Annotated in this window: 11 protein-coding genes, 1 pseudogene and 2 riboswitches; of the genes and pseudogenes, 10 read left to right on the top strand and 2 right to left on the bottom strand. The window is 46.9% G+C overall.

Annotation, left to right across the window (positions count from 1 at the left end):
- The gene (locus IEY67_RS10095) at positions 1–1,998 is read right to left on the bottom strand and encodes a TonB-dependent receptor plug domain-containing protein (RefSeq protein WP_183668330.1); all 1,998 of its coding nucleotides are present in this window, start codon (positions 1,996–1,998) and stop codon (positions 1–3) included.
- A 33-nt stretch (positions 1,999–2,031) separates the two neighbouring features.
- A riboswitch (cobalamin riboswitch) is annotated at positions 2,032–2,235 on the bottom strand.
- Between the two features lie 104 nt (positions 2,236–2,339).
- A riboswitch (cobalamin riboswitch) is annotated at positions 2,340–2,622 on the top strand.
- 49 nt (positions 2,623–2,671) lie between these two features.
- On the opposite strand from IEY67_RS10095, the gene IEY67_RS10090 reads away from it, so the two are divergent.
- The 10 genes from IEY67_RS10090 (at position 2,672) to IEY67_RS10045 (ending at position 11,516) form a co-directional block, all read left to right on the top strand.
- Positions 2,672–4,006 (top strand): threonine/serine exporter family protein, encoded by a 1,335-nt coding sequence (locus IEY67_RS10090; RefSeq protein WP_183668328.1) that lies wholly within the window; start codon positions 2,672–2,674, stop codon positions 4,004–4,006.
- 371 nt (positions 4,007–4,377) lie between these two features.
- Entirely contained in the window at positions 4,378–5,895 is a 1,518-nt protein-coding gene (atpD, locus tag IEY67_RS10085; protein WP_122354306.1) for a F0F1 ATP synthase subunit beta, read from the top strand.
- 6 nt (positions 5,896–5,901) lie between these two features.
- A complete protein-coding gene (locus IEY67_RS10080; protein ID WP_183668326.1) occupies positions 5,902–6,141 on the top strand; it encodes a F0F1 ATP synthase subunit delta/epsilon in 240 nt (79 codons plus the stop codon).
- A gap of 12 nt (positions 6,142–6,153) precedes the next feature.
- Positions 6,154–6,585 carry a hypothetical protein gene (locus IEY67_RS10075; protein ID WP_122354308.1) on the top strand — a complete coding sequence of 144 codons (432 nt, stop codon included), beginning with the start codon at positions 6,154–6,156 and terminating at the stop codon, positions 6,583–6,585.
- Positions 6,563–7,621: a F0F1 ATP synthase subunit A gene (gene atpB / locus IEY67_RS10070; RefSeq protein ID WP_183668324.1), complete on the top strand. Its 1,059-nt coding sequence runs from the start codon at positions 6,563–6,565 to the stop codon at positions 7,619–7,621. Before IEY67_RS10075 ends, atpB begins: the two co-directional genes overlap by 23 nt.
- Positions 7,622–7,673: 52 nt before the next feature.
- Positions 7,674–7,931, top strand: a complete 258-nt coding sequence (atpE, locus tag IEY67_RS10065; RefSeq protein ID WP_122354310.1) for an ATP synthase F0 subunit C — start codon at positions 7,674–7,676, stop codon at positions 7,929–7,931.
- Between the two features lie 14 nt (positions 7,932–7,945).
- A complete protein-coding gene (gene atpF / locus IEY67_RS10060; protein WP_122354311.1) occupies positions 7,946–8,446 on the top strand; it encodes a F0F1 ATP synthase subunit B in 501 nt (166 codons plus the stop codon).
- Positions 8,447–8,449: 3 nt separating this feature from the next.
- The gene (locus IEY67_RS10055) at positions 8,450–8,992 is read left to right on the top strand and encodes a F0F1 ATP synthase subunit delta (protein WP_122354312.1); all 543 of its coding nucleotides are present in this window, start codon (positions 8,450–8,452) and stop codon (positions 8,990–8,992) included.
- A gap of 12 nt (positions 8,993–9,004) precedes the next feature.
- A complete protein-coding gene (gene atpA / locus IEY67_RS10050; RefSeq protein ID WP_183668322.1) occupies positions 9,005–10,585 on the top strand; it encodes a F0F1 ATP synthase subunit alpha in 1,581 nt (526 codons plus the stop codon).
- A gap of 73 nt (positions 10,586–10,658) precedes the next feature.
- Complete coding sequence (locus tag IEY67_RS10045) at positions 10,659–11,516, top strand: F0F1 ATP synthase subunit gamma (protein ID WP_122373802.1); 858 nt, start codon at positions 10,659–10,661, stop codon at positions 11,514–11,516.
- Positions 11,517–11,618: 102 nt separating this feature from the next.
- Here IEY67_RS10045 and IEY67_RS10040 read toward each other — a convergent pair.
- Positions 11,619–13,294: pseudogene (locus tag IEY67_RS10040) on the bottom strand (putative transporter).
- Position 13,295 lies beyond the last annotated feature (1 nt).

Here is a 13,295-nt window from a genome sequence, read left to right as displayed (position 1 = left end):
TTAATAATTTATACTCAGAGTAATTCTCCATGACCGTCCTGGCATGGGATAATATTGTATGACATCGTACATTTTATTTGTCAGGTTCACAATCTCTCCCTGCAAACGAAACTTACAATTCCTGACTTGAAGCTCACGGTTCAGTGAGATCGTATGTTCAGTATATCTGTCAATTCGGTTATCTTCAATATTTTGAGGCAAAGCATACCTGTCACCCACCATTGTAGCCGAATAACCGGCATTCACCCAGGGAGTTTGTAAAGACAAAGCGATCATACCCGAGTGTTTAGGGGTATAGGGAATCTGGTGACGATAATTCTTTGCCGTTTCCTTTGTTACATCTATTGCTTTCTGGAATGTATAATTAGCCTGTATCTGTGCCTCTATCTTTTCAAACAATGGAATCTCAGCCAGGAAATTGACATCTGTTCCCCCAATAGAGACTTTCCCCATGTTCATCATCTTCCAGACAAACATAGTAGGCATAGCTACAATCTTATCATCTACCTGGTTATAATACCCATCGGCTGAAAGACTCAGGAAACGAAAGACAGAAAAATCACCGCTCCAGGTCAGCCCTAAATTGTATTGCGTCGCCTTTTCCGGTTTCAGATTTGTATTTCCCATCCGCAGATAATACAGATCGTTGAAAGTAGGAACACGGAATATATCTTTATAGGAAACGCGGACACGCAGATTTTCTTCCGGCAGAATACGCCAGGATGCGCTTACAGCCGGAGATAACCGTTTACGGTCAGCCGGACGATCGCCGGATTCTACATTCTCCGTCATATAAGTACCTAAAACACTTGCTGTCACCGTCAACCGATTATCTTTATACTGCCCTGCCAAATAAGTTAAAGAGGTATTACGGGTAGGAAACGGGCATTTAGGCAAGGTATTATCCAATGTATTTACAAAAAAATCTTCTATAAGCGAAAAAGAAAGACGATCAGACAATGTATACAATCCGGATACCGAAGCATAATATTCCCGCTGCGTGTAATTGTCGATCTGTACTCCATTTTCATATTTATTATTCACATCTTTGAAGCGATTCCATGCATAATTAAATTTGGCCTGAGCCTGTAAAGCGAATTTCCTGCTTAACTGATTCTTATAATGAGCCTGAACAAAAGCATTCTTATCCCATAACCGTTGACCGGCATAATCATTGTATAAAACGACTGAACCAGGTAATCCTCGCTCGGAATCAAAATAATATCCTTTGACAGACAAACTTCCTCCGCGTCCCAGATCTCCCCAAAGGTTTAATTCCGCACGCCAGGACTCGATATCACTGTTGTGCCGCTTCAGTTTTTCTACTTGCGACACGTTCGTCAATGTAAAAGGATAATTTCCGTCCGCCCTCAAATAATCTCCGTTCAAAGAAGCCCCCCATTTCTGCCCGAGCTTTTGTTCATAGAGTATATAAGGATTTACCATACCGAAAGAACCGGTCTTTACCTGAGCTTTCAAATGAAACGGGTTTGTCAAGAAATCCGGACGCAATGATTTCACACTCAACGCCCCAGCCGATGCATACATCCGCGCTGTCTGGAAAATATCGTCAGTCTGCCCGATCGAAAGTGAAACCATCTCCACATTGTCCAGTGAAAAGCGGCTGATATCCACCTGTCCGCTCTGGGCATCCGTGATCGTTACTCCATCGTAGCTGACAGCCGTATGCTGTGCACCCAGGCTACGCACGGAAACCGTCTTCAATCCCCCTATCCCACCGTAATCCTTCACTGTTGCACCGGAGAAACGCTTCACTGCTTCCGAAAGATCCTGTATTCCCAGGCGTTCAATTCCGGAACGGTCCATTATTTGCAGGGGAGTTGCTTCACGGGTTGTGGAAGGACGTGCCTTTTCCACCACCTCAACACCGGAAAGCTGGTGATAAGCTGTCGTATCAATTGTCTGTGCGTACATAGTAGGTACGCACAAAAATATGCCTGCCAGGCATACAATCATTTTAACATATAATATTCGCATATATCCAGGTCTATCAACACCTATACCCGAGGTATCGCATATAAAATAATGGCAGGTTTTCTGACTTGTTCTCCCATGACCGGCCGCCTTCCCAGGAATCATAAATTCCCAGTGGCAACAAGATTGCCGGGGTTACAGAACTTACAGCTACGGGTACAGTTCCGGACTTGCACCGGATTCCCTTTTACTAACGGATAGCGAAAACTAAACCGTTACACCATAATCCGATGGCAAAAGTACGAAATATATCGGTAATCTCAACTACCAGACCGGTCACTTTCAAATATTACGAATCTGAATACACAAATAAAAGGGAACAGATGAATGTAATGAAAAAATCAGTACCTTTGCGCCCGAATTGGTTTCGTAGCTCCCGTTCGGGAATACGGATTAAAAGGGAACCGGGTGTAAATCCTGGACAGTCCCGCTGCTGTGAAGCTCCGTTAACAGCCTAATACTACTTTTGCCACTGACGATTCAGTTGACAGTGGAAAGTTGACAAATGACAGTTTTTCTGTCCGTATTTTATCTGTCAACTGTCACATGTCAACTGTCAACTATTCCGTCGGGAAGGCTTTTAGGATAGGAGTCAGTCAGAAGACCTGCCGTTCGTTTGGACTCATATCCTCGTGGGTTAGGATAAGGATGTAACATTTTAGAATTAAACAAAAAGATGACAGACAAGGAAGTATTGTTATTACGACGTAAACTGGACCTTTTGCTGCGTACAGGCAAATTATTGATGGAAAGTGCTGCCGATACCAACCGTATTGAACGGAACATGAAACGAGTAGCAGCATTTATGGGTATTCCGGAAGAGAAATTACACATCGATATCCGGTGGACCATGATCATGGTCAATGTAAGTGATGAAAGAAACTCGTTTTCCAAATTCCAGAAATGTGAGAAACATGGTATCAACATGACTGCGATCTCGCAGATCAGCGATCTTTCATGGTGTGCTATCGAAGAGGACTATTCATTGGACAAATATGAAGAGGAATTGGAAAAGATAGCCAAAAAGCCCCGGAATTATACACCTTATATCGTAGCTATCGGTGCTGGATTCGCCTGTGGCGGCTTCTGTAAATTGTTCGGTTCCGACTGGATCGCCTTTCTGTTTGCTTCCATTTGCGCATTTATCGGTTTCAGGGTACGTGCCCGATGCATAGAAGCCGGATTAAATGTATATATGAGTATAGCACTCGCCGCTTTTGCCGCGACCTGCACTGCGTATCTTTCTTCCTTCTCGGGATTGTCCGAGACGCCTTATCATCCGCTACTCGCCTGTGCCCTGTTCATTGTACCGGGAGTCCCTTTGATCAACTTCGTGGACGATATGCTCGATAACCATCTGCTCGTCGGGATGACACGTGCTGCCAACACGGCTATGATGGTAGTCGCGATGACGTTCGGTATTGCATTCGCATTGCGCATACTTGTCATGAACGACGTTGCGATCGACCATAAGTTCAGTGAGTTAAGTATGGTTCCGCATGATCCGTATTATGTGTATGCGATCGCTGCAGCTATTGCCGCTATCGGATTCTCTATGATATTCAATATCCAGCGCCGTCTGTTATGGGTTGTTGCCGTTGGAGGTATCATTGCCGTATGTACCCGCAACTTTGTAAACTTCGAACTGGGTTACGGCCCTGTGATCGGTTCGTTTATGGGTAGTTTCGTTGTCAGCGTACTCGCAGTGAAAGCAGTCCACTGGTTTCATGTGCCTAATCACGTATTAACGATCCCGTCAGTTATCCCCATGATCCCGGGTGTCCTGATGTACCGCTCTTTATTGGCATTTATCAATCTGCACGGAGTGATCGGTGAGGTAACGAACGCTTTCTTCAACGGTATCAATTCCGCTCTTATCATTCTCTGTATATCGCTAGGTGTTGCTGTTCCTAATATCTTTGCCCGTCAATATATAGCCAAGGACCGGCAGCGACATCTACAAGAAGAATTGGAGAAACGCCGGCAACGTGGAAAATTCCTTGAATGGTAAAAATTTATTATTCCTAATATAAAAAATAAGAGGCTACCCCATACAATTTTGAGGTAGCCTCTTACATATATTAATATAGAAACGATTATAATAAACTGTTTTTTTAACAAAGGGAAACACTACAACGATTTCCCCTTCACTTTGCATTCAGCCCTAAAATAACCCATTATTGACAAATAGGAAGGGCCTTTACCACTCCGAATTGTTCCATATTTCAAAATGGTTGGTTCATTTCAAAACACAACACAAATTAGTTTAAAGTTTAACTAAGTGCAAAAAAGCCAAAAAAGTAATATCTTCGGGTTTCCGGCGGGTTGTTTTCGTAATATTGCAGCGTTGAAAAATAATTAGACGAGGAGAAAAAGAATTGTATGGGAGAAACAAAAGGTTATGTTTCGCAGGTTATCGGTCCGGTAGTGGATATTCACTTCGATAATGAAAAAGAAGAGAAAATCGTGTTACCACGCATCCACGATGCAATGGAGATAACCCGCCCCAATGGAAAAGTGCTGATTGTTGAAGTACAGCAGCATATTGGGGAAAACACAGTCCGTACAGTGGCTATGGACACGACGGACGGACTGCAGCGAGGAATGAAAGCCGTATCATGCGGTTCGCCCATTACCATGCCTGTTGGCGACCAGGTAAAAGGGCGTTTGATGAATGTGACCGGTGATTCGATCGACGGGATGGAAGAACTGGATCGTAAAGGAGCTCTTCCCATCCATCGTGAACCACCGAAGTTTGAGGATTTAACAACCAGTAAGGACGTCCTTTACACAGGTATTAAAGTGATCGATCTGCTGGAACCTTATTCCAAGGGTGGTAAAATCGGACTTTTCGGTGGTGCCGGCGTAGGTAAGACAGTTCTTATCATGGAACTGATCAATAACATTGCCAAAAAGAACAACGGATTCTCTGTTTTCGCCGGTGTAGGTGAACGTACCCGTGAAGGTAACGACCTGCTGCGGGAGATGATCCAGTCGAACGTGATCCGTTATGGTAAGGAATTTAAAGAAAGTATGGAAGCCGGTCATTGGGACCTGTCGAAGATAGACCATGAAGAACTGGCGAAATCGCAGGCTACCCTGGTTTTCGGGCAGATGAACGAACCCCCGGGAGCACGTTCTTCGGTGGCCCTATCCGGTTTAACAATAGCCGAATCGTTCCGCGACCTGGCTCCGGAGGGCGAGACACGCGATATCCTGTTCTTTATCGATAATATCTTCCGTTTCACGCAAGCCGGTTCGGAAGTATCCGCCCTGTTGGGACGTATGCCGTCTGCCGTAGGTTATCAACCGACCCTGGCTACAGAAATGGGTGCTATGCAGGAACGCATCACTTCGACAAAGAAAGGTTCCATCACATCCGTACAAGCTGTGTATGTGCCCGCCGACGACTTGACAGACCCGGCTCCGGCAACCACCTTTACACACCTGGATGCAACCACCGTGTTGAGCCGTAAGATCACGGAGCTCGGTATCTATCCGGCTGTCGACCCGTTGGAATCGACTTCCCGTATCCTCGACCCGCTGGTTGTCGGCAAGGAACATTACGAAACAGCCCAGCGTGTAAAACAGATCCTCCAGCGTAACAAGGAATTGCAGGACATCATCTCAATCCTGGGTATGGAGGAACTTTCGGACGAGGACCGCCAGACGGTTAACCGCGCCCGCCGCGTACAACGCTTCCTGTCGCAGCCTTTCGCCGTGGCAGAACAGTTCACCGGCGTACCGGGTGTAATGGTCTCTATCGAAGATACGATCCGCGGATTCAATATGATCATGGACGGAGAGACAGACGATATCCCTGAACAGGCCTTCCTGAATGTAGGAACGATTGAAGATGTGATTGAAAAAGGAAAGAAACTGGCAGAACAAGCAAATTAATAAAGCATGGAACTGGAAATCATATCCCCCGACGGCATTTTATTCAAAGGAGAAACGAATTATGTATCCTTTCCGGGTACAGCAGGCTCGTTCGACGTGCTGCCTCATCACGCTCCGATGATAGCTGCCCTCGAAGCAGGGGCGATCCGGTACCAGGCAAATGGGAAAGAAGAACAACAGGAAATAAAAATACAGAGCGGATTCGTCGAGATAAAAGACGATATCCTGTCCGTATGCATCGAATAAAAAAATACGATCATGAGCGGTAGATTAAGAATGAAGCTAATGGGCTTGACTACCTTTATTAATGTAGTTATCGGCGTCTCTCTGGGGGGGCTGTTATACACCATCTGGCCTTCGCACTATTATGAGTGGTATCCGTCAATACCGGTATTCTATTGGTTAAGCAGTATGTTGATGATCTTTTTTCTGGATCATGTAAAACGGAAACACGGAGATGTCACGGTGGTTACTTATATGGTAGTCCGGCTATGCAAGTTCACGCTCGCTTTGGTTTTCCTCTGGTTATATGCCAGATTGGTCGGACAAAACCTGAAAGCCTTTGGCTTTACGATGATGTTGTTCTATTTCATTTATCTTGTGCTGGAAACATATACATTGTATCTGTTTGAGAAAAAGAGAATGAAAAGTGAAAAGAAAGAAAAAGATGAGCAGAATAAAAAACAATAGCCTGTTATGGTTTACCTTCTTGTTACTGGCGTGGATCTACTTTCCGGCAAGTGCTGCCGCTGAAAGCAAACCGGGTGAGGTGGATGTGCAGGATATCGTTTTTTCTCACATCAAAGACGCTTATACCTGGCATATCACGGAATGGAACGGAAAGGAAATATCCATACCCCTTCCCATCCTGCTGAAAAGTGAAGAGCGCGGATGGGACCTGTTCCTCTCCTCGCATCTGCATCATGGGAATGTGCATCACAACTACTATATTGCAGAAGAAGGCGATCATGCGGGGAAGGTAGTGGAGAAAAACAGCAAAGGAGAAGAAGTCAAACCGCTGGACCTGTCGCTGACCAAAAATGTCTGCGGCCTGTTGCTCAGTTGCGGGATACTGCTTTTCATCATCCTCAGGACAGCCCGATGGTATAAGAAGCATCCGAATGAAGCTCCGGGCGGATTTACGGGATTGATGGAAATGGCGGTCATGTTCATCCACGAAGGAGTGGTGAAGGAAGGGATCGGTAAGGAATACAAGCCTTTCTCCTCATACCTGCTGACGGTGTTCTTCTTTATCCTGATCAATAACCTGATCGGTATCATTCCGGTATTCCCCGGAGGTGCCAACATCACAGGTAATATTACGATCACCGCCGTACTGGCAGTTTGTACCTTCCTGGCAGTAAACTTGTTTGCTACCAAGGCGTACTGGAAAGAGATATTCTGGCCGAATGCCCCTATCTTCCTGAAACTGCCTTTGCCGATCATGCCCTTCGTGGAATTTTTCGGCGTATTCACAAAGCCGTTTGCCCTGATGATCCGTCTGTTTGCCAATATCATGGCAGGGCATACGATCATTCTGGCACTGACTTGCCTGATATTTATCACCGCCTCGATGGGGACAGCTATCAACGGCACGATGACAGTCGTTTCCGTATTGTTCACCGTGTTCATGAACTGCCTCGAACTGTTGGTGGCATGCTTGCAAGCCTATATATTCACCTTACTGTCCGCCAACTATATCGGACTGGCCAAGGTACGGGAATAAACAAACATATTATTAAAAACAAGGTTACTAATTCATTTAAAAGATTGAAACTATGTTATCAGCAATTTTATTACAAGCAGCAACAGCCGGTATGGGCATCGCAAAACTTGGAGCAACCGTAGGTGCAGGATTAGCCGCTATCGGCGCAGGTATCGGTATCGGACTGATTGGAAAAGGAGCAGTTGAAGGAATCAGCCGCCAGCCGTCGGCAGCCGGTGATATCCGTACATCCATGCTTATCATGGGTGCGTTGGTGGAAGGTGTCGCCCTGTTTGCGATCGTAGTATGTTTCTTAGGATTGTTCCAATAAAATAAAAGCGAACTATGTCATTGCTCACACCAGACGCAGGGCTTTTATTCTGGATGATCCTTTCTTTCGGAATCGTCTTTGTCATTCTTTCCAAGTATGGCTTTCCGGTCATTATCAAGGCCGTGGAACAACGGAAAGAATACATTGATCGTTCCCTTGAATCGGCTCGCCAGGCAAACGAACAGCTTGCCGGCATCCAGGCCGAAGGAGAAAAGATTCTTGCCCAGGCAAGAGAGCAGCAGAATACGATTCTGAAAGAAGCCCTGGTCGAAAAAGAACAGATTATCAGCGAAGCCCGGCAAAAGGCTTCGGCTGAAGCGCATATGCAACTGGAAGAGGCTACCCGGCGCATCCGGGAGGAAAAAGACAAAGCGATCCGCGAAGTCCGCACCGAGATAGCCGACCTGTCCGTTGCCATTGCAGAGAAAGTAATGAAAGAGGAGATCAGCCGCACGGATGAACAGGAAAAGATCATCAACGGACTGCTCGACAATGTTTCGTTTAGTAAATCATAATATATGGATGTAGGTACAATCTCTTCCCGGTACGTCAAAGCACTCTTTTCACTGGCAAAAGACAAGCAGCAAGAAACCCGGGTATATGATGATATGAAGATGCTGGCCGTCAGTTTCGAGCAGGAGCCGGGACTGAAAGCCGTACTGGATAACCCGATCTTTCCGGAAGAGGAAAAAGTGAAGTTGCTCAAAACGGCTGCCGGACTGGAAGTCTGCGAGCTGTTTATCCGCTTTATCCGCCTGGTACTTCAGCGCAAAAGAGAGAGCTTGCTACCGCTTATGGCATACATTTATATCCATATGTACCGGAAGGATAAAAAGATTACCCGAGTATTATTCAAAACTCCCGTTCCGGTAGACGAAGCTACGCAGGAACATTTGAAGGAACGGCTGAAAAAGGAAACCGGCAATACCATCGAGTTCATGGGAGTGACGAGACCGGAACTGATCGGAGGTTTCGTGCTACGCATCGGTAACTACCGGATAGATGCCAGCTATGCCCGGCAACTCCGGGAGATCAGGAATCAGCTAATCGAAAAAAATTAAAAAGTAAAACGTATGACAGACCAGATAAAAGTAAGTGAAGTTTCCGCCATATTACGCCAGCAGCTGGAAGGTATTCAAACCAGTATCCAGCTGGAGGAGGTAGGTACCGTACTCCAGGTGAGCGACGGTGTGGCGCGTATCTACGGACTGGATAATGCCGAGGCCAACGAATTGCTACAGTTCGACAACGGTATGGAGGCTATCGTCATGAACCTGGAAGAAGACAATGTGGGTGCCGTACTGCTCGGCCCGACCGATCAGGTGAAAGAAGGCGATACCGTAAAACGTACTCGCCGTATCGCATCCATCAACGTGAACGAAAATATGATCGGACGTGTAATCGACCCGCTGGGAAACCCGATCGACGGAAAAGGGGAGATTACCGGTAAAAAATACCAGATGCCTCTGGAACGGAAAGCACCGGGCGTGATTTTCCGCCAGCCGGTAAACGAACCGTTGCAGACCGGAATCAAGGCAGTCGATGCCATGATCCCTATCGGACGCGGACAACGTGAGTTGATCATCGGCGACCGCCAGACGGGAAAGACCTCTATCGCCATCGACGCGATCATCAACCAGCGCAGTAATTACGAAGTCGGGAAACCCGTTTATTGTATATACGTTGCAATCGGACAGAAAGGTTCGACCGTGGCTTCCCTGGTCAATACATTACAGGAAAAAGGAGCGATGGACTACACGATCGTGGTCAGCGCTACGGCTTCCGACCCGGCTGCCATGCAGTACTTCGCTCCTTTCGCCGGAGCGGCTATCGGCGAGTTCTTCCGCGACAGCGGACGCCATGCACTGGTCGTTTACGACGACTTGTCCAAACAGGCAGTAGCTTACCGTGAAGTATCTCTGATTCTTCGCCGTCCTTCCGGACGTGAAGCCTATCCGGGTGATATTTTCTATCTGCACTCCCGTTTGCTGGAACGTGCAGCCAAGATCATCAACCAGCAGGAAGTCGCAAGCGAAATGAATGACCTGCCGGAAAGCATGAAAGATCTTGTGAAAGGTGGCGGCTCCCTGACTGCCCTACCGATCATCGAGACACAGGCCGGCGACGTTTCCGCCTATATCCCGACGAACGTGATCTCTATCACCGACGGACAGATATTCCTCGAAACAGACCTGTTCAACCAGGGTAACCGCCCGGCTATCAATGTGGGTATTTCCGTTTCCCGTGTAGGTGGTAACGCCCAGTTGAAAGCGATGAAGAAGGTGGCCGGAACACTGAAGATCGACCAGGCACAGTTCCGCGAACTGGAATCGTTCACTAAATTCGGCGGCGAGATGGATGCGGTTACGGCCTTCACGATCGATAAAGGACAAAAGAATACACAACTGCTGATACAGCCCCAATACAACCCGATGCCCGTGGAACAGCAAATTGCAATTCTGTACTGCGGTACACAAGGCTTGTTGAAGGAAGTTCCGTTGAATAAAGTACACGAATTTGAGAAGGCATTCCTTCAGACGTTGATCACCAATCATCAGAAAGACGTACTGGATGTATTGAAATCCGGTGTGATAAACGATGAAGTTCGTAATATCCTGGAAGAAACGGCAAAACAGTTGACAGTTGACAAGTGACAATTGACAGTTAATTGTCAACTATCAACCACCAACTGTCAACTGTCAACTATCAACTGTCAACTCAAAAACTATGTCATCACTGAAAGAAATAAAAGTTCGCCTTGCGTCGATCCGGAATACGCAGAAGATCACTTCAGCCATGAAGATGGTTTCTTCTGCCAAGCTGCATCATACGCAGACGATTATCGAACATTTGCTCGTATACGAGAACAAGCTGAGCGCCATACTGAGCGGGACCTTGTCTGCCGAGAATGATTTGAATTCACCTTATACAGCAGTGCGTAAGGTGAAACAGGTCGCTATTGTCGCTTTTTCATCCAATACCGGATTATGCGGTGTTTTCAACGCCAACGTATGGAAGGAGCTGTCTGCCCGACTCCACCAATATGAGGCGGACGGTATCGCCGTACACATTTATCCGGTCGGAAAGAAAATAGCGGACGAGCTGCATAAAGCAGGTTACCAAACAGACGACAGCTTCCTGACAATCGGTGATAAACCGGTTTACGAAGATGCGGCACGGCTGGCTACGGCATTGATGGACTTATATACTACCGGGCAAGCAGACCGGGTAGAACTGCTTTACCATCATTTCAAGAATATGGCAGAGCAGGTGCTGACTGAAAAAACGTTCCTGCCGGTCACCTTACCGGAGACAGACCCGGCAAAGGAATCGCTGAATTATATCCTGGAACCGTCGGCAGAGCAACTACTGGCTTTGCTGTTGCCTAAAGTTCTCCACCTGCATATCTACACGACTTTGCTCGACACCGTCACGGCTGAACATGCCGCCCGCATGCTCGCCATGCAGACGGCCAACGACAATGCCAACGACCTGATCCAGGAACTGACATTGCAATACAATAAAACCCGCCAGCAGGCAATCACAAACGAATTGCTGGATATTATGGGCGGGAGTGGTCAATAATCTTCTACTTATAATGATTGAAGCCCCGGCGAATCACTTCGGCGGGGCTTCCGGCTTTAAAATTATTATTGAACAATTTTCTAACAACCAAATCTATTAAATTTAGCAGAAGAATAATATCATTAATTGGGCAGTCAGTACGCGCAGGAACATGGTCAACGGATAAACCGTCGCATATCCGACTGCAGGAGCGTCGTTGCCTGCCGTTGCATTCGCATAAGCCAACGCAGGAGGGTCGGTCGTACTACCGGCCAGCAATCCCATCAGCGTAAAATAATTCAGTTTGAAGAAATACCTGCCGGCAAAACCGATAATCAACAGCGGTAACATCGTTATAATAAAACCGTAACCGATCCAGGCAAATCCCCCTTTATTGACAATCGTATCCACGAATCCGTCTCCGGCACTCAAACCGACACAAGCAAGGAACATGGTTATACCGATCTCCCTCAGCATCAGGTTGGCACTCTGGGTCGTATAAGTAACCAACTTGTAACGATATCCGAAGCGGCTCAATAGAATAGAAACCACCAGCGGACCACCCGCCAGACCTAGTTTGATCGGTTGCGGGATTCCCGGGACAGTGAATGGGATACTACCCAGAATAATACCCAAAGCGATGCCGATAAAAATAGGGATCAGGTTAGGCTCATTCAAACGCTTCATCGAATTACCCAATATCGTACTCACCTTATCGACAGCCAGTTCACTACCGACCACCGTTACGCGGTCGCCCACCTGCAATTGCAGCCCTTGGGTAGCCACCAGTTCGACTCCGGCACGGTTTACACGCGTCACATTGATACCGTGCAAACGCCGTAACTGCAAATCACCCAGACGGGAACCGGTCAATTCCGGTTTGGTAACCAGAATACGACGGCTCACAAAAGCACTTTCAGCAGGGATCCACTGTTTACGGTCCATTTCTATTTCGGGACCGACAAAAGTTTTTATAGTCTCTGCGTCATGCTCTGTTGTGATCACAAATATCTTATCATCCTCATCCAGAATCGTATTGCCGGTCACGATCTCGACTTTATTGCTCTTCTTCCGCCAGATACGGGATATCACATATTGCCGGTGTTCGAGAAAAGCGCCGAGTTCCATCACCTTCCGTCCGAAAAGTGCGGGATTCTTCACGACAAGCGATATGGGAGTCGCTTCACTGTTATGCACATCGTTCTCCGCTTCCAGTTGTTCTGTCTCTTTCTCAAAACTGATATGAAAAATGTAGCGGACAAACAACATGGAAAGGATAATACCGACAACCCCCAGCGGATAAGCGACAGCATATCCCAGTGCGATCGTTTCATTCGATGTACCCGTCATATCGGTAAAAGCCTGTTGGGCCGCACCCAAACCGGGCGTATTTGTTACCGCTCCCGACAAAATACCGACCATTGTCGGCATGGGAATATCCGTTATGAAATGAATGACCAATGCCGTTACAACGCCGAGGAAAACAATTCCACAAGCCAACCCGTTCAATGTCATCCCCCCTTTTTGAACGAAGAGAAAAAACCGGGACCGACCTGCATACCGACAGAATAAACGAACAGGATCAACCCGAACTCCTTGAAGAAATGGATCACGGCTGGATTAATGGTAAAACCGAAATGTCCCAGTAAGATACCGACAAACAACACCAGGGTTATACCCAATGAGATACCGAATACTTTGATCTTGCCTAACTGGATTCCCACAGCGATCACCAGCGATAACAAAAGAATAGAATGCCCTATTCCCTCTCCCCACAGCAGTTCACTTATCCACTCCATA

Source organism: Parabacteroides faecis (genome assembly GCF_014647375.1).
GTDB lineage: Bacteria > Bacteroidota > Bacteroidia > Bacteroidales > Tannerellaceae > Parabacteroides > Parabacteroides faecis.
Note: the sequence above shows the minus strand (reverse complement) of the source record. Positions and strands in the feature narration are given on the sequence as shown.